17 protein-coding genes, 1 tRNA gene and 1 pseudogene are annotated in these 21031 nt (G+C 57.3%); 9 read left to right on the top strand and 10 right to left on the bottom strand.

The window, feature by feature from the left end; all coding sequences use genetic code 11:
• Positions 1–24 precede the first annotated feature (24 nt).
• On the top strand, positions 25–1212 hold the full coding sequence (locus tag OHL23_RS01395) for a type II restriction endonuclease (RefSeq protein WP_263349983.1): 1188 nt from the start codon (positions 25–27) through the stop codon (positions 1210–1212).
• A 2-nt stretch (positions 1213–1214) separates the two neighbouring features.
• Positions 1215–1646 (top strand): very short patch repair endonuclease, encoded by a 432-nt coding sequence (locus tag OHL23_RS28680; protein ID WP_396127253.1) that lies wholly within the window; start codon positions 1215–1217, stop codon positions 1644–1646.
• A 19-nt stretch (positions 1647–1665) separates the two neighbouring features.
• On the opposite strand, the gene OHL23_RS01390 is transcribed toward OHL23_RS28680, so the two are convergent.
• The 8 genes and pseudogenes from OHL23_RS01390 to OHL23_RS01360 all read right to left on the bottom strand — a co-directional run bounded on the left by OHL23_RS01390 (position 1666) and on the right by OHL23_RS01360 (position 9525).
• Positions 1666–1932, bottom strand: a complete 267-nt coding sequence (locus OHL23_RS01390) for a hypothetical protein (protein WP_263349982.1) — start codon at positions 1930–1932, stop codon at positions 1666–1668.
• A 22-nt stretch (positions 1933–1954) separates the two neighbouring features.
• Positions 1955–2335, bottom strand: a complete 381-nt coding sequence (locus OHL23_RS01385) for a hypothetical protein (RefSeq protein ID WP_263349981.1) — start codon at positions 2333–2335, stop codon at positions 1955–1957.
• Positions 2336–2643: 308 nt separating this feature from the next.
• Positions 2644–4671 carry a UvrD-helicase domain-containing protein gene (locus tag OHL23_RS01380; protein WP_263349980.1) on the bottom strand — a complete coding sequence of 676 codons (2028 nt, stop codon included), beginning with the start codon at positions 4669–4671 and terminating at the stop codon, positions 2644–2646.
• Positions 4668–5987, bottom strand: coding sequence for an ATP-dependent nuclease (locus tag OHL23_RS01375; protein ID WP_263349979.1), 1320 nt, complete (start codon positions 5985–5987; stop codon positions 4668–4670). Before OHL23_RS01375 ends, OHL23_RS01380 begins: the two co-directional genes overlap by 4 nt.
• Before the next feature lie 444 nt (positions 5988–6431).
• Positions 6432–6584 (bottom strand): annotated as a pseudogene (locus OHL23_RS28675) (AAA family ATPase); the annotation flags it as partial.
• Between the two features lie 272 nt (positions 6585–6856).
• Positions 6857–8095: a GNAT family N-acetyltransferase gene (locus OHL23_RS01370; protein WP_263349978.1), complete on the bottom strand. Its 1239-nt coding sequence runs from the start codon at positions 8093–8095 to the stop codon at positions 6857–6859.
• 26 nt (positions 8096–8121) lie between these two features.
• The gene (locus OHL23_RS01365) at positions 8122–9336 is read right to left on the bottom strand and encodes a site-specific integrase (RefSeq protein ID WP_263349977.1); all 1215 of its coding nucleotides are present in this window, start codon (positions 9334–9336) and stop codon (positions 8122–8124) included.
• A 101-nt stretch (positions 9337–9437) separates the two neighbouring features.
• Positions 9438–9525: transfer RNA gene (locus OHL23_RS01360), tRNA-Leu, on the bottom strand.
• Positions 9526–9653: 128 nt separating this feature from the next.
• Here OHL23_RS01360 and purL point away from each other — a divergent pair.
• Positions 9654–12134 carry a phosphoribosylformylglycinamidine synthase subunit PurL gene (gene purL, locus OHL23_RS01355; protein WP_263349976.1) on the top strand — a complete coding sequence of 827 codons (2481 nt, stop codon included), beginning with the start codon at positions 9654–9656 and terminating at the stop codon, positions 12132–12134.
• A gap of 149 nt (positions 12135–12283) precedes the next feature.
• Positions 12284–13714, top strand: coding sequence for an amidophosphoribosyltransferase (purF, locus tag OHL23_RS01350; RefSeq protein ID WP_449701809.1), 1431 nt, complete (start codon positions 12284–12286; stop codon positions 13712–13714).
• A 14-nt stretch (positions 13715–13728) separates the two neighbouring features.
• Here the strand turns inward: purF and OHL23_RS01345 are convergent, their stop codons facing one another.
• Entirely contained in the window at positions 13729–14097 is a 369-nt protein-coding gene (locus tag OHL23_RS01345; RefSeq protein ID WP_263349974.1) for an FmdB family zinc ribbon protein, read from the bottom strand.
• A gap of 192 nt (positions 14098–14289) precedes the next feature.
• Between OHL23_RS01345 and OHL23_RS01340 the strand changes: the two genes are divergently transcribed.
• From OHL23_RS01340 to OHL23_RS01325, 4 genes are all read left to right on the top strand, one after another.
• A complete protein-coding gene (locus OHL23_RS01340) occupies positions 14290–14733 on the top strand; it encodes a BlaI/MecI/CopY family transcriptional regulator (protein ID WP_263349973.1) in 444 nt (147 codons plus the stop codon).
• Positions 14733–17186, top strand: coding sequence for a M56 family metallopeptidase (locus tag OHL23_RS01335; protein ID WP_263349972.1), 2454 nt, complete (start codon positions 14733–14735; stop codon positions 17184–17186). The genes OHL23_RS01340 and OHL23_RS01335 overlap by 1 nt, the downstream gene beginning before the upstream one ends.
• Before the next feature lie 114 nt (positions 17187–17300).
• Positions 17301–17894: a hypothetical protein gene (locus OHL23_RS01330; protein ID WP_263349971.1), complete on the top strand. Its 594-nt coding sequence runs from the start codon at positions 17301–17303 to the stop codon at positions 17892–17894.
• 154 nt (positions 17895–18048) lie between these two features.
• The gene (locus tag OHL23_RS01325; protein ID WP_263349970.1) at positions 18049–18552 is read left to right on the top strand and encodes a hypothetical protein; all 504 of its coding nucleotides are present in this window, start codon (positions 18049–18051) and stop codon (positions 18550–18552) included.
• Positions 18553–18598: 46 nt separating this feature from the next.
• Here OHL23_RS01325 and ahcY read toward each other — a convergent pair whose 3' ends face one another.
• On the bottom strand, positions 18599–20029 hold the full coding sequence (gene ahcY / locus OHL23_RS01320; RefSeq protein ID WP_263349969.1) for an adenosylhomocysteinase: 1431 nt from the start codon (positions 20027–20029) through the stop codon (positions 18599–18601).
• A 57-nt stretch (positions 20030–20086) separates the two neighbouring features.
• On the opposite strand from ahcY, the gene OHL23_RS01315 reads away from it, so the two are divergent.
• Positions 20087–21016 (top strand): ArsR/SmtB family transcription factor, encoded by a 930-nt coding sequence (locus tag OHL23_RS01315; RefSeq protein WP_263349968.1) that lies wholly within the window; start codon positions 20087–20089, stop codon positions 21014–21016.
• Positions 21017–21031 lie beyond the last annotated feature (15 nt).

Genomic DNA, 21031 nt, shown 5'->3' with positions numbered 1-21031 from the left:
TCAGAGTTTTTTACAGGCGTTGCGATGAAGACGCTCAGTGCCGTCGAAGCGGACCCAAGTCGCAGCCATCAGCATGAGTTCAACGGTGCTAATCCGTTGATGAAGGTTTTCGGCGCAGCGACAGAAAAACAGCGGTATGAGGCTCTGTACATTTACCTGAGCGACGGCGATGATGAACCCGTAGTCGCAAAGGGAAACCTGACATGGTATGACGCGCGGCTGAACCATGCAACGCGCACCGAACACCGCCTGTACTTTCCCACAAATCAGGTGTCGATGGTGGCGGCTGAAGGTGATCTGCTCGTAGTCGCGCGGCGGCCGGACAATTCAGTCCTGGTTGTGATCGCACAGGGCGGCTCCACAATTGCCAGCCAGGTTCAATGGTTGTTTGGCGTCCACGTTGAACATAAAGGATTTTCCGTTCGTGAGGAACTGGAAACAGAACAGGACCGAATTCATTTCGCGTCAGCCTTTATCCTGGAGCAGCTTGGGATCGAGCCTGACGATCCTGTCGCCGCCGAGAATTATCTCGACACGATGCTGGCGAAATTCAACGGCAAGCTGCCGGCGACCAATCTTTTTTCGGCCTACGCCCGCGAAACGGTCCCGGAGCTTGATCCCGTGGCCGACCCTGACGGCGCATTGCTGGGATGGATGGAACGGGAGGAGATCCTTTTCCGCACGATGGAAAAGCATCTCCTGGGTGATCGACTGCAAAAGGGCTTTGCCGACGATGTTGACGGTTTCCTTGCCTTCTCTCTTGCTGTCCAAAACCGGCGTAAAAGCCGGTCGGGGCACGCACTGGAAAATCATCTTCAGGTAATCTTCAACTCCAACAAGGTGCGCTATGAGCGCGGTGTAGCGACCGAAGGAAAGGCCAAACCGGACTTCCTTTTCCCCGGATCAAAGGAGTACAGGGATGCAGCTTACGACGCCGCTCTGCTTACAATGCTGGGGGCCAAGACTACCTGCAAGGACCGCTGGCGTCAGGTCCTCGCGGAAGCAAAGCGCATCGAACATAAACACCTGCTGACGCTCGAAGCGGCTATCAGCAGCCACCAGACAGACCAGATGCGGGAACACAAGCTCCAGCTGGTTATTCCACGCGGCCTTCACGAGACATTTACGCCGGCACAACGACAGACGCTGCTCACCGTTGCTGACTTCACCGCGATGGTCAAAGAACGAGAAGGCCGCTCCGGGGTGGCCTGATCGTGGCAGATGTTCACAGTCCTGAACAGCGCAGCCGTAACATGGCTGCGATAAAAGGCCGAAATACAAAACCCGAAATGCGGGTCCGCTCGATCCTTCACGCTCTTGGATACCGATACCGCCTTCACAGAAAAGACCTGCCGGGAAAGCCCGATATTGTTCTTCCGAAACACCGCACCGTTATTTTCGTGCACGGCTGCTTCTGGCACTGTCACGAATGCCGATGGGGCAGCGTCATTCCGAAAACGCGGGCTGAATTCTGGAAGGAAAAACGCGGTGGAAACGTAGCTCGCGACGAAAAGCACAGGGCCGCGCTCGAAGCTGCAGGCTGGCACGTCGTCACAATCTGGGAATGTCAGTCAAGGTCGGAGGAAGGTCTGCGGATGCTTCTGACTTCGGAACTCGTCGCCTCACAGGCCGGCCGCGATAAGTGAGAGGGCTATGCTGGCCGACCTATTCGACAGGGACGCCATTAGCCGTCCAGATGCGGCCGTTGTAGGAGATTTTCCCCACGATGATATTTTGGGAGTCGTAGATATCGCCGCATCCAGCTTTCATTTCCGACGCTCCGAATTCGTATTTTTCGCGGTACGCGGAAAACACTTTCGACGCCTCGTCCGCAAACCGGATCGGAACGTTGAGCGTGGGTGCTCCAATCGCCGCCAGATGGATGTGGTGGTGATCGCCCTTAACTTCTTTGATGAGCGGGCTGTTCTGCATATCGCTTCCGGGCAGGGTGTCGTTAACTCGTGGACGCAATGCGATTTTTTGCAAACGCCTCGGCGCTCGGCCAGTCAGGCGAAATGTACAAATCCTGAGACTGAGCTGACTTCGCTTCTGAGACGACGAAGAATGAATAAAGATTAGGGTCATTGCGGACGTCTTCGCGGGCGGCCTCAAGCAGTTCGTCCCACAGGAAGTCGTCATAGTCGCTTCCATCAGGATCCGGGATATCCGCTGGCTCATAATTCTTTTCAAGTTCAAGGGCCGCAGCAAGAGCCTCCCTTGCTCCGGTATCAATTCCGCTGAAGACCTCGCGGGCATATGATCGGTCATAGGTTTTCAGGACCTCGACACGCCGGTCACCACTTCGCTGTTCAAAAAAGATTTCCTGACGCGGCATATATAACCTCGACTGGAATGATTATCCCAGGTCTGCTTCGATGAGTCCAGGCCCACTGAAATAATTCCGAGAGGAAATCCACGTGAGCTATTGGACACCGCCGGAATATGTGAGAAGTCATTGCCGGCCGACGACTCGGCTGCAGCGACAGCGCAAGCCCGCCGGGTGGGCGAGACAAAGGCGCTCCTGCCGGATGTTAAAGCAGGGCGGACGGGCAGCGTTCACTCCGCCAAGCCCGCGCCGGCAGTGCAACGAGCAGGTTCCCAGCTCGAACGTTTCGTGTCCAAATGCGCAGCCGGTTTACGATGTCATGCCATCGGCGGTGGTGTTGCGGCGCGGTTGAGAACAACTTCTGTCGTATCGAGAATCTGCCATCCTTGATTGTGAGCTGCTTCAAGATGGATTTGCGACACGGCTTCTTTGCGAAGCGCCAATGCGAGGAGCTGCCTTGCGCGTGTTGCCGCGACAAATATGTTGGTTGCGGCTGCAAGGTGCGCGACGCTGCCGTTAAAGTCGCGATCTTCTATCCCGAGCACATGCGGCAACACCGTGCCGACATCCATTGCGCGCATGTCGCGTGCTTGTCCCCGCCACACTTCCGTTTCAAGAACCAGAATTGAATCAACCGTCTTGCCTTTGACGGAGTGGATCGATCCGAGCTGGACTGGAATGTCATCATGAACGAAAACCGCCCGGGAGCGCTGCGGCGTTTGCGTTCCTTGCTCAGCCGCAGATTCTGGAACGAAGGCTAAGAAGCTCACGGCAAGCGTTGTCAGTGGTTGACTGATTCCGAGGATTGCGTTGAGATCACGGCAGAACTGTTTCCATCCGTCAGCGCACCAAGCTGCATTACCAAAGAGAATCCGATCCCGCATGAGCCGTCGAAGGCGCAGAGGGAGCTGTCGATCACGAGAGGCAAGAACAGTCCAAAGGTTTCGCTTGCCAATCCGGTTCCCTGCAGGGTCCAGGATGCCTTGATGCCGCAAAAGATCGACCACTCCCGTTGTGAACAAATCGACGATTTCCGGCAAAGGGGAAGAACGTTCCGACAAGAGAGACATCTCGCGCAGCGGACCACAAAGGGTATCGTGACGGCTGGTTCGGCCCTTGCTGCTTCGGTAATGCGGACAGTAATCCATAAGGGTCTTCGGCCAATCGCCCGTCGTGTCCTTCGACGGATTGTGGCGAGAGGCTACCGCCCATATCTTGTGTTTTGATCCGAGGCTTTGACCCCAGTGAGCGCGTACCTCACTGGCATATACGGGAAGCACCCGAGCGATGGATGCACGGTCGAACAAAATAAGGCTGCGGCGGCATGGAATCCCAGCCAGGCCTTCGATCTGTTGAGTGGACCGAACGGTCAGCCGGCTGGCAAATGCGGCAATTTCTCCGCCAAAACGCCTGGTTTGGTTCAGTGATATTACAGTGTGGCCCGCTCTCCAGTATTGGTTCGGGGAAAGGGCGGCGTCTTCGTAAAGGGTCTGATTCTGGTCACCCAGTTTCTGATAGGCAACACCTTGACTGAAGAGACGGTCGAGCAATTCCAGTTGCGCCCCGTTCGTGTCCTGAGCCTCGTCCAGGAGGACGAGGGGGAAGCGTCTGCGGACTCGATCCAGGAGTGTGGGACATTTGTCAATGGCTTGAAGCGCGATGGCTGTCATATCAGCGAACCGATAGAATCCGTCGTTTCCGATTTCAGCTTTCAGCTCTTCAAGCTCTGCGCCCGACTTCGTGTGCGGTCCGGGCTGGCGGTTTCCCTTGTCCCTTATTGCAAGTCGTGTTGGTCTGGCATCCACCGCACAGACGAAATCACTTGCCAGGTCCATACCGCAAACCCATGCTGTCACAGAATGTGCATTTTTCCCCTTATTTGCACGCGAGATGTTTGTGAGAGTCGGCTTTGATTTCCACCTTGAACCCGCAACCGAAGCGAACACATCGTCATCTATGCGCTGCACTGACCAGCCTAATCCGCGAAGGTAGGGAAGCGCGATGAACCGATCAATGAAGGCCGTTACCGTGCCGATGAAATGCGGATAGGCAAGAAAAGACGATGCTGCAGGGTGGGTGAAAAGCTTCTTTTCGACTTCCTCACGAGCGGTATTCGTGTGAGATATGACGGAGACGCCCTGAGACCGTGATGTCCAGCATCGCGAAAGCAAAGCGAGCTTCGCAACAAGCAAGGTTGTTTTGCCGTTTCCTGGCGCGGCCTGCACATCGCAGGATTGATTGGAAGACAGAAATGCCTTTTGGTCTTCGCCGGTAAACGTGCATCCACCAAGCTCATTACCAAGCTCGTCCAGCAACTCCGGAGTCAGTGGCGGGATGTTGATCATGATGCTGCCACCTCCGCTTTAGGGGCAGGTGCCTCTTCTCTTACGGACTCGGCTTTGTCGAAAGTCGTGACATGGTCGATTGCATTGACGATATACGTCGGGAGCTTGGCTCTGAATTCAGCCGCCGTGTCGGGCAACGCGTCAATTAAGGCCGCCAGCTGCTCTGCAACCATCGCTTTAGAAACTTGCTTCTTAAACAGCGGTTCGAAGATGAAGACGGCAACGTCGTCGGCACTCTTGCTGTCATCCGCCCGAAGTGCGATAACCTCAGCTTGTGCCTCCACTGCCACTTCCGCATCGGTCTTGTTGCGCCTTCCTTTTGCAACCTGAATGGCTTGATGAACGAAAATCGCAAAAGCATTTGTCCGCGCCAAATCGAACTCAAGAGTCCACTGTTCAGACGGAAACACCTTGACGGCACCACCTTCATCCTTCACAAGCGCCGCCATATGTTTTGCGATTTCGGCATTCCCCCAATCGCCTTGAGTCAGCCGATCACCCACCAACGCCTTGGCAGTGTCTGGCGGTATGTCACGGTCAGGCAAGAGGGCAACCTGTAGCGGCATCCGCATGCCGTCTGCTCTCTGCAGAATACGGCTATAGCGAAACAGACCACGGTGACCGACATTGACGACAGAAACGCCGAACTTTCCAAACGACTTGCCGATTTTCTTGGCAATCGAAGGGAGCAGGATATTCTCCGCATCGCCTTCGACGATGATCAGCCCGCGCGCAAAAAAGAGATTGGCCTTTGTGGCATCGAGAAACCGGCGAAGAAATGCGTAGTCGCCATCTTTCAGTTTTGTGTGGTGCTTGCCGAGGGGAAAGGCCTTGTGTCCGACAATCATCACCATGGATTCGAGGTCCGCACTTGCAGCGAGATGCGGACTGTGCGTGCTTAAGAGAATTTGAACCCGTTGGCCTTCCTGACCTTCCGGTACGGGTGCAGCACGCGTCTCCAGCATCTGCATAAAGAGCGTTTGATGTTGCGGATGAAGATGTGCTTCGGGCTCTTCAATCAGCAGATAGGGAATCTCATCGGAGTGGGACTGGAGGAGAAGCAATTCGGCCGCCATGAAGAGGAGATTGTTATAACCTAATCCCCGCGTCAGCCGTTGTGTCTGACCGGGTGGAGGATTCAGATACAATTCGAGCCTCTCAAGAAGCTGGTCGAATGAGCCCTTCGCGCCAAGACCCAGAGTGGCGTTCAGCGGATCGCCGGAAAAAGACAGATCGTCAAGATATGTCGAGTTGACGGCGTTTTGCACGCCCTGAACAGCCGGATTACCTTCGACCGCCAGGTCGGCCTGCTGCATTGTGTCTCGGAGCGTCGCGGCGCTGCCGGGTGTTGCAGGGTCGGCTTGCCTGGCCATCGCGGGCAGTGCCCCGAGAATGCGTGAAAGCCGCGACCTGCGGCCCGAGCGCAGTTCGCGCTCGGCATCTCGCAACGGTTTTAGATACGTTGTCTTCAAGTACTCCCGAAGATCACCTTCCAGTGCTGGCCCATCGCCGTTCTTGCCTGCCCGGTATAGCGGAATTACGGATTCGCCGCCGCCGGGAAGTTTGCGAAGGGTGGCACGCAGGCACACGTAGAGGCGCAGCTGCCCTGCTTCATTGCTGCACCATTCGAGGAAGCGAGCCTCTTCATCCGGTGTCAGGTCGTCGAGCGTGCAACGGATAAGAAGCTCCGTGACCCGCTCGCCGTCAGGCTTTACATGAAAGTCGGCCGGCTCGAGTCTAAGAAAGTCGTCGCCACGCGTCCATAGCACAAATCGCGAAGCGTCGATGATGGCAGTTTTTCCTGAGTCATTCGGTCCGGCAAGAATATTCAACCCCGGGTGTAAGTTCAGAGTGAGAGCGTTCTCTTGTCCAAAGCAACGAAATCCCACAGCGTGAATCTCTGATATATACATATGCAGCCTTCTTTATCTCTTGGGGATATTGGCTCTTGCCAGAATTACGAGGTATCATACCCGGCCTCACAATACCCGACACCTAATTTATAGGAGAACCTGGGTAAACCGGAAAGAAAAGATTGTCAACGAGCTTCAGCCCGACACGGTGACGGTTCGTCGAGTGGCGGTGCGGGCGGAGGGAGTTCAACCCTCACGGGTCTTGCGACTATCTCTTGTTTATATGAGCGACACCATCAGGTCCGTCCTTGGGGAGCAAGATAACTGAAGGACTAGCTGACAGACGCCGTCGGAATATCGAACGCCATCACGGTAAGCGCGATCTCACGGTTCGAGTCGTTGGGTTGGACAAAAACGTAGCGAAACGTGCTCTCATCTTCCTTGCCAAGATCACGTTTAAAGCCTGAATGCTTTGGCGCAGTCTCCGCAATCTTCGCCAGGACTGCACTGAAATCGGCATTCCTGTTGAACACTATTACGGCGGCCTTCGTGTCTCTCCAGCTGAGGTAGGAAAGCAGCTGGTCGATTGTGTCGATGAGAGACTTTTCGCCCTTCCAGAATTTGCACTCGGCGATAAAGATATTCTTCCCGTCAACCCGGATGAGAATGTCTGTTTTTCCCTGAAAATTGAAAGTCTCTCCAGTTGCCTGGCCTTGAAACGCGCCATTGAGTTGAACGAGGAAGTGGGAGCGCAAATCCTCCTCTCCCATCGCGGAAAATGCATGAGGACTTAGCTCCATCACATGCACCATGTTCTTCATGATTCGCAGGATTTCCTGATAATCCTGCGCGGAGAGAGCTGGCTCGGGCTTAAATGCCCCCGCTACCTTGATCTGCTCGATTTTCGGTACGCGCCGGGTGACCGGGACGGAGTATGTGGCTGGTGCGCCTTCGCGCTTCTTCATCGGCAGTCCAAGTGCCGCCGTCATGCCCGCATCGGCGAGGAGCCTTTCCTTCCTTGCCTTCAGTTGAGCCGTAATCAAGCTTTGCAGCTGGTCATTGAACTGTGCCACCGATTCCGAGAGCGAGCGAAGGTACTCCTTGATGGAATTGATCGTCCCCTGGTAGCTCCTCTTTATCTCTTCGGCGTTGGGATTCGTTCTGACATATGTGAGCAGTAGCTCACCTTTGTCGATCTCCGCCCGTGGAGGGCTGAGGCTGAAGCTCCTTGGCTGTACTCTGAAAAATTCCACTTGACCTTCAAAAGGCACGGCGATGACAGTCTTATTGCCGGGCACATAAAAAGGCTCCGACCGGTCGTAGATCATTCGCATGGAATCGCCGCTAACGTCGACCGAGACTTCGCCCGAATCTGCGACATGGATTTCATCCTCTTTGATCACGGGCACGTTCAATCGAAATTCTTCCACGAGCACCTGGATGAGATCATGTTCGCTCGCACCCAGAAGCGTGTTGGGTGGGATTGAATTCACGCGTTTCTTTATCGATTCGGTGCGACCCTGAACGACCCCATATATGTCGTATGTATTGAAAAGAAGTTCTTCGCTCATATCCTCTTCATCCCAACAGGGGAGCCTTATGCTTCCTGACGGGATTCGCTCCCTGCTTTCTTCAACGGCTTTTTCTTTCGGATGTTGATGGCTGCTGCATCAAGGCTGGTCTTGATGTGGGAGGCGTAATACTTTTCGATCATTTCGACGCTGGTGCGGCAGTTCTTCGCGATCTGATAAATGTCCGCGCCTTCCATGAGGCGCAGACAGATGTATGTGTGCCGCAGGCTGTACGCCGTGCGCGCCTGACCTTCGCGGTCCGTCTTGAGATTCTCCTCTTTCAGGATTGTGTTGAAAAGCTCCCGGTGCGTCTTGGGGAAGATCAGGTCGGTCGGCTGCGCCTTCTGCTTCTGTTGAGCCTTTCGGGCACTGTTTCTGTCCCTCAGTCGCTCGAAGGGCCTGACTGCGCCGGTCGTGCTCTTGCAGTAGCCGACACCTCGTTTTCCGCGCACTTCGATCTCAAGAATGGTCTCGTTTGTGGCATCGTCCTCGACGATGGTCACATCCCGGAACTGGAGGCGGGCGGCTTCATCCGGCCGCAGGCCGGTATTGGCCATGAAAAGCACGTAATCATGGAGTTGTTCGGATTCCCATTTGTAGCGTGGATTCTTTGGGTGCTGCATTCGTTTTCTGGTTGCTTCGTAGAGTTTCTTGTACTCCTCCGGGGAAAACCAGGCGCGGTGCGAGATTTTCCCCGAAGCCCGATAGGGCTCCGACAAGTCGGGAAGATATTGGAGCCATTGGTGACGTACTGCCGTCTTGAGTGTCTGGCGCAGCGTCACGATCTCCTGGTGCATGGTATTCCGGGCCGGGGGCTTGCCATGCACCTTCATCGCCTCTTCAAGGCGGTGAATACGGTACTCCTGAACCTGACCGGGGTTTATTTTTGAGAGCCCCATATTGCCAAAAAAGGGGACCAGATGGATGCGCAGTCGTCGTTTGTGATCGTTCACATAAACTCGATTGCGCTGGCCTTCGGTGATGATCTCGTATTCACGCTCAAACTGGGTGGCTGCATCACGAAATGTTTTTTCCGTGATGAGTTCGCCATCGCGGATTTTGCCGCGCAGGCCCAGATACCAATCCTCTGCGAAGTCCTTGGCCTTCGCGAGGCTCGCCTCTTTTGTTGTTTCCCGCCGGTTTTTGCCGGCAAGGTAGCTGGCACATTGCCAGTACCGGCTGTCATCGTCCCGTTTGTAAACGTGGACTTTTCCGCCGAGGATTGTGTGATGCTCCGGCATCGGTCACTCCCTTCACAATCGTGAAAGTGTGTAACACCTGTGCAAGGTTAGCAGTCGGAAAATATTACGACAATGTCTGTATTCTAAACCTTTTATTTTGTTGGTGCCGGGAGGGGGGGTCGAACCCCCACGAGAGGTTGTCTCGGCGGATTTTGAGTCCGCTGCGTCTGCCAGTTCCGCCATCCCGGCTTGGGGTGGGCTACAGCGGACAGTATCGCATAGGTGCGCGCGCGGCGTCATCCGTTCCCGGTTCGTTTGGGCTGAGGTTGGCAGATGTTTTCTCCATTACAGCCGTGCGACAATGGAATGTGACCGAGATGACATCATCCCCTTTCCCTGGTCAGGTCTCGAGCCAGAATTTTGGCGAGGCGGAAGCTCCCGCACCGGCAGTGATTACTCCGGAGCTGCTGGCCCAGCACAGTATCACTCCTGACGAATATGCCCGCATTCTGGCTGCGCTTGGCCGGGTGCCTTCGCTTACCGAATTGGGCATTTATTCGGTGATGTGGAGCGAGCACTGCTCTTACAAATCCTCCAAAGTGCATCTGAAGCGGCTGCCTACCAAGAGCGATCGCGTCGTCCAGGGACCGGGCGAAAACGCCGGCATTATTGACGTAGGCGACGGCTGGGCCTGCGCTTTCAAGATCGAGAGCCACAATCATCCCAGCTACATCGAGCCGCACCAGGGCGCCGCGACTGGCGTCGGCGGCATTCTCCGCGACATCTTCACCATGGGTGCACGTCCGCTGGCGGTTATGGATTCGCTGCGTTTTGGGCCGATTGAAGCGGGATCTGAATCGCCGGAGCTTGTTCGCAGGAATCACTCGATTGTCGATGGCGTGGTCAGCGGCGTGGCCAGCTACGGCAACTGCTTCGGCGTGCCCAATCTCGGCGGCGAAACGAAGTTTGAGTCCTGTTATAGCGGCAATCCGCTGGTGAACGCCTTCGCGCTCGGCCTCGTCAAGATCGACGAGATCTTCTACGGCAAGGCCAGCGGCGTGGGCAATCCGGTGATCTACGTGGGCGCGAAGACTGGCCGCGACGGAATTCACGGCGCGACCATGGCTTCCGAAGAGTTTCATGAGGGTACGGAGCAGAAGCGGCCCAATGTGCAGGTCGGCGATCCGTTCATGGAAAAGCTGCTCCTCGAAGCCTGCCTCGAAGCCATGCAGACGGGCGCGATTGTCGGCATTCAGGACATGGGCGCAGCAGGATTGACCTGCTCCACCTGCGAGATGGGCGCGCGCGGCGGCGTCGGTCTCGACGTCGAACTCGACAATGTTCCGCAGCGCGAAACGGGCATGAATTCGTACGAGATCATGCTCTCCGAGAGCCAGGAGCGTATGCTGCTCGTCGCCGAATCCGGCCGCGAGCACGAAGTTCTCAGCGTCTTTGCCAAATGGGGTCTGGACGCGGTCATCGTCGGCACTGTCAAGCCGGAGCCGCGCCTGCGCATTCGCCATCACGGTGTGCTCGTCGCGGACATTCCCAACGAGTCACTGACGGACGACGCCCCGCTCTACAATCGCCCTGTCGGTACCTGGAAGTCGCCACTGCCGCTCGACCCTCCGGAAGCGGTGGTTGCTGCATTGAATGAGCCGCGCGATTACACGGCCGATTTGAAAAAGCTGCTCGCCAGCGCCAATATCTGCTCGAAGCGCTGGGTGCACGAGCAGTACGACACCATGGTCCAGACCAATACGGTGCAGGGCCCGGGCGGCGAAGGCGGCGTGATGCGCATCAAGGGAACAGGGACGCCCGGCCATGAGCGCGGCCTCGCCATGGCGCTCGACGGCAACGGCCGCTGGTGTTACCTCGATCCGAAACTGGGCGCGATGCATGCCGTAGCCGAAGCTGCGCGCAAGGTCGCCTGCACCGGCGCAACGCCGGTAGCGGCTACGAATTGCCTTAACTTCGGCAACCCGGAAAAGCCCGAAATCATGGCCCAGCTTTCCGCAGCCATCGACGGCATTGGTGAGGCCTGCACTGCGCTTGGAACTCCGATTACCGGCGGCAATGTCTCGCTCTACAACGAAACACGCGGCGAAGGAATCTATCCCACGCCTGTCCTGGGAATCGTTGGCATTCTGGAGGATGTGACCAAGGCTGTTCCGGCGGATTTCCAGAAAGCCGGGGACGCAATTCTGCTGTTGTGGCCTGTCCCGCGCGGCGAAGAGCCTGAGCCCAATCTTCAGGTTCCCTTTGAGCCGCTGCCGATCAGTCAGTATCCATTTCCGGCGATGGAGCCGCTGCCCAGGGCTCGCGAAACCGCTGAGGGAACAGAGGCGGAAATGAGCAGGAACCTGATTGTTTTCGGTTCCTCTGAATATGCGAAGGTGGTGCAGGGCAGTGTGTGGGGCTGTCCGCCGTCGCTCGATCTTGCCGCCGAAGCGAAACTTCAAGAACTTCTGGGAGTGTTGGCCCACAAGAAGCTGGTTTCGTCGGTGCGCGATCTAACAGATGGCGGACTTGCTGTGGCATTGGCTGAGGCATCATTTGCTCATGGCATCGGTGCCTCGGTCGAGCAGGAGCGGTCGCAGATGGCCAACCCGCTCTTCGGAGTTTTTGCAGAGCCGGCCTCCACGGTCGTGATTTCGACGCGACCGAACCGGGTTTCTGAGATTGAGGCTTTGGCCTCGGAGTACAACTTCATGACTGCTCGTATTGGGACAACAGGTGGTGACCGGCTTGAGATCTCGGTCTATGGCGATATGGTGATCTCCGCTTCACTATCGGAACTTCGTCAGCCGTGGATGTCGGCTCTGGAAGCCGCTCTTCACGACGAGGTGACGGCATGAGCCGGTTGCTCTACCAGGGCGTCGAAGGCGTCGCCGATCTTTCCGAAGCAATCAAAGCTGAATCCTCAGAGAATCCAGGCCGCGAAGCGGTAATTCGGCGTGTGTGCAGCACCGAAGACGACCCAAAGCTCCGCGAAGAATGCGGCGTCATGGCCATCTACGGCCATCCGGAAGCTGCCCGCCAGGTCTATCTCGGCCTCTATGCTTTGCAGCATCGCGGACAGGAATCCGCAGGCATCGCCACGGCCAACGGGCATCATCTTTCGAACATCAAAGGCATGGGCCTGGTTTCGGAGATTTTTACCGAAGACGTGCTGCGCAAGCTCCCAGGTGACCTGAGCATCGGTCACACGCGTTATTCGACCACCGGCGACTCGGCGCTGCTCAATGCCCAGCCTATTCGCGTCGATTCCACCAAAGGCCTTATCGCCATTGCCCATAACGGCAACCTGGTGAACCTCGGCAACCTGCGGGAGAAGCTGGAGCGCGCCGGAGCCTATTTTCAGACTACTTCCGATTCGGAAATCATCGTCCAGCTCATCGCGCACTCGAAGGCAGCGTCTCTGGTCGATGCGATTGCAGATTCTCTGGGCCAGGTCGAGGGCGCGTTTTCCATTGTCATGATGACCCGCGACCGCATCTTTGCCGCTCGCGACCCACGCGGCTTCCGGCCGCTCTCGATGGGGCGCATCCGCAACTCTGACGGTCCGGACACGATTGTTTTCGCCTCCGAAACCTGCGCCTTCGACCTGCTGCGCGCCGAGTACGAACGCGAAGTTCTTCCCGGCGAGTTGGTCATGGTGACGGAAGATGGAGTGACTTCGCGTCAGTTCTCCAACGGCGTCGCGCAAACCAGTTGCATCTTCGAGCATGTCTACTTTGCTCGCCCGGACAGCCGCATCTATGGCCGGTGGGTGCAGGAGAGCCGCGACCAAATGGGCCGTCAACTCGCCCGCGAATCCCACGTTCCAGCCGACGTCATCGTGCCCGTCCCGGACTCCGGAGTCACGGCGGCCCTCGGCTACGCGGAAGAAGCCAAGCTCCCATTCCGCTTCGGCCTGATCCGCAATCATTACGTAGGGCGCACCTTCATCGAGCCGGAGCAGAAGGTACGCGATTTCGGTGTCAAGCTCAAGCTCAATCCGGTGCGGAATCTGCTCGAAGGCAAGCGCGTCATTCTCATCGACGACTCGATCATTCGCGGGACGACGAGCCGCAAGATCGTGCGGATGGTGCGCGGCGCGGGCGCGAAAGAAGTGCATCTGCGCATCAGTTGTCCACCGACGATTTCGCCCTGTTTTTATGGCGTAGATACTCCGAGCAAGCGCGACCTGATTGCGGCGAACAAATCTGTCGAAGAGATCCGTCAGTACATTGAAGCCGACACTCTGGCTTATCTCTCCCTCGACGGCCTGCTCAAGTGCTGCGAACACACCGAGCCCAGCGGCCAGTCCACCGGATATTGCACCGCTTGCTACACCGGCAGCTATCCCACGCAATGGGTTGATGTCGACGAGATATTGCCCGCGCGTTTCCCACGCACCGACGATGTTCAGCTAAGCCTGCTGGATACCAAATAGTCCCGCTTACGACTCTAGGTGCCTGAAGATGAGCTCGGAGTTGTGCTGGTAGCGGCTGGTGCGGGGGCTGCGGTTGAAGGCGCAGAGCTGTCTGCTCCACTCGACTTCGATTCGGTCTTGGATTCCTTCCCGCTCGTCCCGTTCGATTCTTTTGTCCCGTCCGAGGCGGACGCCGTAGCCGTTTCGCCGGCCTTTGTGCCGCCTTTTCCGGCGTAATCGTTCACATACCAGCCAGCGCCTTCAAACCGCAGGGCCGGGGCAGTGACCGGGCGGATCAGGACTCCCTGGCATTTTGGGCATTCGCGCTCGGGTTCGGCGCTGAAATTTTGGATTTTTTCAAAGCTGTAGCCGCACGAGGTGCAGCGATATTCGTAGAGTGGCAAGCCGGGTTCCTCCGGAAAAAGTTCTTCCTGTTTTGATTCTAGCGTTTCCGCTGAAATTCGTCGTACCCGGCAGAAATTCAAAAAAACCTAAAAATTTCTCTTGCGTGCTCACCGTCCTGATGTGTTACCGTCTGTAGCATTATGATGAGTAACGTTACAGACGGTCACGATCGGGTAGGACATGAGCTGTCGGTGAACGAATTGACCGGGCATGACCCTGCCGAACTGGGCGAACTGGAGCGAAGCGTACTCCAGCTCATGTGGCAGCATGGCACGCTGTCGGCGGACCAGGTGAGGGAAGAGCTGGACAGGCAGGACCGCACGCTCAAGGACTCGACTGTGCGCACCGTTCTGCGACGGCTGGAAGAAAAGGGCTATCTTACGCACATTCTCGATAGCCGGACCTTTCTGTACTCGCCCGCAGAGCCCGCGCCAATGGTGGCAGGGCGGGCGGTGAAGCGAATCCTGGAGTGGTTCTGCGATGGCTCGGTCGAGCAATTGCTTGTAGGCATGGTGGACTCCTCCGTCCTCGACCACAGGGAACTGAAGCGTCTGGCAGAGCGTATTGCTGCTGCGCAGGATGCGAGCCAGACCGGCGTCAATTCGCAAAAGGCTAACGGCAAAGGAGAGAAGTAATGCTCACCCATGCTGGATTTTGGATACTTGAAGCCGCCTTTCGTTCGTTTCTGATGGCAGTAGCCGTATGGGCCGGTATCCGTGCCCTGCGCCTGAATGCGGTCCTCGCTCAAAAAATTGCCTGGGTGATGGTTTTGCTGGCCGCCGGAACGATGCCGCTCCTGATGCACACGTCGTGGCTGGCGCTGGACCGGATTGGAGTTCAGGCGCTGCGCATTCCGATTCGCCCTTTGCGATCCGCAAGCCCGCAGTCTGTAACTCAGGCAGCCCCACAGGTTGTGGATTCAAACTCCCTGCAATTTGTCAATTCGGATTCCATCAATCCAGACCCGGTCGTCAGGATTCCAAAACCGTCGCCCAGCCATCGCATCAGCCGCGCGAGCCATGCGGACGAAGCGAAGTCGATCTCTTTACACTCGGTTGAGCAATACTCTTCCGTTCCGATGGTCGTAACGGAAACAGGCCCCGCGTCCTTACTGGTTTCTCCCGCTCCGCAGCGCTCCACGGCGTTCCGCAAGCAGGAAACCTCTTCGGCTGGCAGACTGTTCCAGTGGGCACAGAGCAAACTGATCGTACTGATCCTGCCGATCCTGTTACCGATTCTGGCGTCCCTCTATCTGGCGGTAGCCGGCCTTCTATTTCTTCGCATCGTCGCCGGACTGGCAATTGCTCACCGAATCTGGCGAAGTTCCCAGCCAGTCACCGACCGCGTATTCGGCTCGCTCGCCGATCCCGGAGCACTCCAGCTTCAGGCGCGAAACATCCGCTCCAACCCGTCGCTGACAACGCCGGTGACGATCGGCTCGACCGTCATTCTTCCTGCAGACTACCGGGAATGGGACGCAGGCAAGCTGCGCATTGTCCTCGCCCACGAGCAGTCGCATGTCCGCCAGCGAGACTTCTATCTCCAGTTGTTGGCGGCGATCCACGTCGCCATCTTCTGGTTCAGTCCGCTAGGTTGGTGGTTGCAGCGCAAGCTCTCGGAACTCGGCGAAGCATTGAGCGACCGCGCCGGTCTGGAACAGGCTCCGAACGCCGCGTCCTACGCCAAGGTGCTTCTCGAATTCGCCGCCATACCCCGCACAGTACCCATCGCTGGAGTCGCCATGGCTCGCAGCAGTAATGTGTCTAGCCGCATCGAACGGATCCTCAACGCCCGTAATTTCCGTCTCGCTTTTTGGGGCGAACGCCGCCATGCTGTTCTCGCCGCAGTCATCGTACCCGCCGCACTTGTCGTCGCCATCGCAGGTGTCCGCATTGTGCCCGCAGTGGAGGCCGCGCAGGCCCAAACAGCCGCATCAATCCAGAGTGCGACCCCAGTCAGCGGCCAGGTAAGCGGCACGGCTGCAGGTCAGATCACGGGACAGACTTCCGGAGAGGTAGCCGGTCAGGTCACCTCTGTCGATTCCAATCAAGCTTCGGACCAAGCCGCTCCTCCCGCGCCACCTACAGCACCAGCCTCACCCACAGGGGTCTCGGTTGCACCCGTTCCGCCGACGTCGGACGTCGCACCGATGCCTGCTCCCGAACCCGCGCCCCATGTCAACGTTCAGGTCAATACGGACATGGCTCCCGAACCGCCCATGCCGCCGCAGCGGCCCGACGACTCCTCGTTTGCCTTTTCTGATGATGACGACAATTCCTTTGCCATCATTCGAGGAAACGGCCAGGTCACGATGTCCGGTCATGCAGGAAGGGCGCTGGAGGAGGCGAAGCGCAAATATCACAGCAACTTTCTCTGGTTTGAACGCGACGGCAAGTCATACGTGATTACCGATCCGGCCATCCTCGCCCAGGCGCAAAACATGCTGAGGACCAGTCCCGGTCTGGAAGGTCGAAAAGCAGAGCTCGACCGACTCCAGGCCAGACTCAATGAAGAAATGGCCAGGATGCAGCCTGAGATCGATCGCGCCAGTAGGCAAAACGCCGAAATCGAATCTCAAATGGCCAATTTGCAGGGCAAGCTTGCCAAAATCCAAGTCGATAAGATCGCAGAAGCTGCGGCCAAGGCATTCCCACCAGAAGAGCAGGAAAAGCTCAACAGAGAGATGGCCGAGCTTGCTCCCGAACTTGCCAAGATCAAAGTCCCCGGCCCTGAATTTGAAGCCGAAATGTCAAAGTTGCATTCTCAGCTCGCTGAATTGCAAAGCGATAAGTTCAAGAAGCTCACCGAAGACATGAGCAAGGAGTTCTCCGAAGAGAAACTCGCCGAACTCCAGGAGCGGATCGGGGACATTCAGGGCTGCATAGGCGAAATTCAAGGCCGCATCGGCGAACGCCAGGGTGAACTCGGCGAAAAGCAAGGCGAAATCGGCGAGCGCATGGGGCGACTCGGCGAGGAGATGGGCAGAATCGGCGAGCAGCAGGGTAGGGAGTCCGAGGCCGCATCGCGCAGGCTCAGGTCGGTTTTGGATCAGGCCGTTCGGAACGGAAAAGCCATTCCGGTCGACTAGGTTTTTCGGCCTTCAGACAAGGGAAGTGACGTGGCAAGTAGAATTTTGCTCTGTCGCGGAGACCGGAAAGGAACTCCTGCCGGAAATCGGTGTCTAACCGGGCAGGAGTTTTCTATGAGATCGACTTTGCGCGTTTTCCCCGGCGCTCTAGTCCTGATGACCGCGTTTCTTGGTGTCCAGCTTTCCGGCCAGTCTCCCGCAGCAACATCTCCCGACATCCGGCAGTTTGTCGGAAATCTCGCGGACGAGCCCGCATCTCACACAGGCCTGGTCTTTGACCGGTCGATGCTGCAGGCCGCGCGCGCCCTTCTTCAGTCGGGTGGAATGCCGCCGGATCGTGCTGCCGCCGCGCTCACCAGCATCTCCTACGACCTTTATCGGTATCCGCACCCGGCAACCTACGCCCCGGACGCGATGGCCTCGCTCGTCGCGGCGTACCACGCCGCTGGCTGGAAGCATTTGGTCGATGCGCACGAGCCTCCACCCGGTTCCGCTGAGCACCACGGCACAGCCACCGATCTCTGGCTGCATTTCACGGGCGCTGATATCGACGGCATTGCTGTACTGGCACGTGGCTCGCGCGACGTGAACGTGATCCAGGTTGCAGGTGACCTGCGCCCGCTGGACCTGATTCATCTCAGCGGCCACTTCGGCATCCCCAAGGTAGACTCGAACGCTGTGATGGTCCCGGCTCCCGACGGCCATTGATGCGACGGCGATCACTGCCTGCACCTCGACCCGGGTCGTATACTCATCGACGGTGCAGGCAATGGATCCAACTTTGTTCTCAGTTTCGGGGTCCTGGCAAAACGCGACAATCCTCACTGTAGTTCTCGCGTTTGCAGGCTATATGGCGACATTTATGAGCGCCAGAATGTTGGCGCGTCGCCGGGATAAGCTGCGCCTGGTGAACAAGCGGCTGAATGAATTTTATGGCCCTCTGTATGTGGCCTCGCAAGCCGGACACATCGCCTGCAAATCGCTGCTGAAGAAACAAGGCAAGACTCAGACTCACCCCGTCCAGGATGAGGAGTTGAAGGAGTGGGTTTTGTGGATGACGACGATCTTCATGCCGCTCAATGACGTGCGCGAGAAGATCATCATTGAAAAAGCCTATCTGATCATTGAGGAGCAGATGCCGCACTGTCTGCTTGAGTTCGTGACGCACGTTGTGGGCTACAAAGCAGTATTGGCAAAGTGGGCGGAAGGGGACTTCAGCGAGCGCCGGTCGACTATCGGCTGGCCGCCTGAGTTCGACGGCTATGTGAAGCGGTCTTACGAGGCGCTGAAGTCAGAACAAACCCGCCTGCTGCATAACTTCACATGGAGGGCGTACAAGCGGTTCGTCAGGCGCAAGCGCCAATAAATTCGGTGTCCAGGGAAGCCAGCTTCCCTGGACACCGAAGGGAAATCTAGTAGCGGTAATGATCCGGCTTGAACGGCCCTTCGACCGGCACGCCCAGATAATCAGCCTGCTTCGCAGTGAGCGTCGTCAGCTTCACGCCGATCTTCTCCAGATGCAGCCGCGCAACCTCTTCATCCAGCTTCTTCGGCAGCACGTAAACACCGACCTTGTACGTGTCCTTGTTCGCCCAGAGATCAAGCTGCGCCAGCGTCTGGTTGGCAAAGCTGTTGCTCATCACGAAGCTCGGATGACCCGTCGCGCAGCCCAGATTCACTAGCCGTCCTTCGGCGAGCACAAAGATGCTGTGACCATCGGGGAAGGTGTATTGATCCACCTGCGGCTTGATGTTGAGCTTCGTTACGCCAGGTTCTTGATTCAGCAGATCCATCTGGATCTCGTTGTCGAAGTGGCCGATGTTGCAAACGATAGCCTGATCCTTCATCAGCTTCATGTGCTCAAGAGTAATGATGTCCAGATTTCCGGTGCAGGTGACATAGATATCGCCGCGTCCCAACGTCTCTTCAATCGTCGTGACCTCGAATCCCTCCATAGCAGCCTGTAGCGCATTGATCGGGTCGACCTCGGTGACGATAACGCGAGCGCCCATGCCGCGCAGCGAGTGCGACGAGCCCTTGCCCACATCGCCATATCCGCAGATCACCGCAACCTTGCCCGCAACCATCACATCCGTGGCGCGCTTGATGCCGTCGGCCAGCGACTCGCGGCAGCCGTACAGATTGTCGAACTTCGACTTGGTTACCGAGTCGTTGACATTGATCGCAGGCACCAGCAGCTTGCCCTGTTCCAGCATCTTGTAGAGCCGGTGCACGCCGGTTGTCGTCTCTTCGGAAACGCCGCGCCACTCGCTGGCAACCTTGTGCCAATGCTGCGGATCTTCTGCATACACCTTCTTCAGCAGATCCTTGATCACCTGCTCTTCGTGGCTAGAAGCTGGTCCGTTAACCCAGTCGTCGCCATCTTCCAACTCGACGCCCTTATGAATCAGCAGCGTCACGTCGCCGCCATCGTCCACCACCAGTTGCGGACCTTTGCCTCCCTTATGGTTGAGCGCCTGATAAGTGCACCACCAGTATTCTTCCAGCGATTCACCCTTCCACGCAAAGACCGGAACACCGGAAGCAGCAATAGCCGCGGCAGCGTGATCCTGTGTCGAGAAGATGTTGCAGCTCGCCCAGCGAACATCGGCTCCAAGATGCACCAGGGTCTCAATCAGCACCGCCGTCTGAATCGTCATGTGCAGCGAGCCGGTAATGCGCACGCCGGCCAGAGGCTTCTGCGCGGCATACTTGTTGCGAATCGACACCAGCCCCGGCATCTCATGCTCGGCGATGTTGATTTCCTTCCGGCCCCAGTCGGCCAGAGACAGATCGGCGACTTTGTAGTCCGTGGTCGCGGTTTCAAATATCGAGGTTGCCATCCAGAATCTCCTTATATCGTCACATCATGATACCTTGATAAGTATCAGATTCAGCCTATGCCGTCAATTGTCAAAATCCTCAAAGTTGTCGCCGATCCAAACCGGCTGCGCATCCTCCTGCTTCTGCGCGATGAAGAACTGTCTGTCGCCGAATTGCAGGAGATCCTGGTCATGGGCCAGAGCACCATTTCGACGCATCTTTCGCAGTTGAAGCAGGCAGGGCTGGTCGAGGATCGCCGCACCGGCAAGAGCAGCCTTTACCGGCTTACCGCGGATGGCTCCGGCCAAGTTCTTGAGGGACTGTTGAAACAGGCGTGCGCCGAGCTTCCCGAGGCTGCCGCAGATCAGGCGACGATGCGGCGTGTCGTCAAGAAGCGCCAGGACAAGATGCGCAGCTTCTTCGACAGCGTTGCCGGACGCCTCGGCAAAGACTACGTTCCCGGCAAGTCCTGGAAAGGTGTGGCCGAAGCACTCCTGCGCCTGATGCCCCCCATGGTCATCGCCGATCTCGGCGCGGGCGAGGGCGCATTTGCGCTCCTGCTCGCCCAGCGGGCAACCAAAGTGATTGCCGTCGATACCTCGGCAAAGATGATTGAAGTCGGCCGCGAACAGGCCCTGCGCAGCGGCGTGAAAAACGTCGAATACCGGCTCGGCGATATGGAAGAGGTTCCCATCGACGATGCAAGCGTAGATCTCGTCTTCTTCTCGCAATCCCTGCATCACGCGCTGCACCCGGACCGGGCGGTGCAGGAAGCGTGGCGAATCCTCAAGCCCGGCGGTCGCATCGTGATCCTCGACCTGGCAAAACATCGTTTCGAAGAAGCCCGCGAACTCTACGCCGACGAATGGCTCGGCTTCAGCGAGTCAGAGCTTGAATCGATGCTGGAAAAGGCTGGCTTTCATCACGCGCAGACCTCGGTCGTGCACAAAGAACCAGAGACTCCGCAGTTTCAGACGCTGCTGGCGGTCGGCGATAAAGCAAGTTAGCAGAGAAGCAAAAGC

Source organism: Acidicapsa acidisoli (assembly GCF_025685625.1).
GTDB lineage: Bacteria > Acidobacteriota > Terriglobia > Terriglobales > Acidobacteriaceae > Acidicapsa > Acidicapsa acidisoli.
The sequence above is the reverse complement of the archived record's forward strand: the minus strand, read 5'-3'. Positions and strand labels throughout refer to the sequence as shown.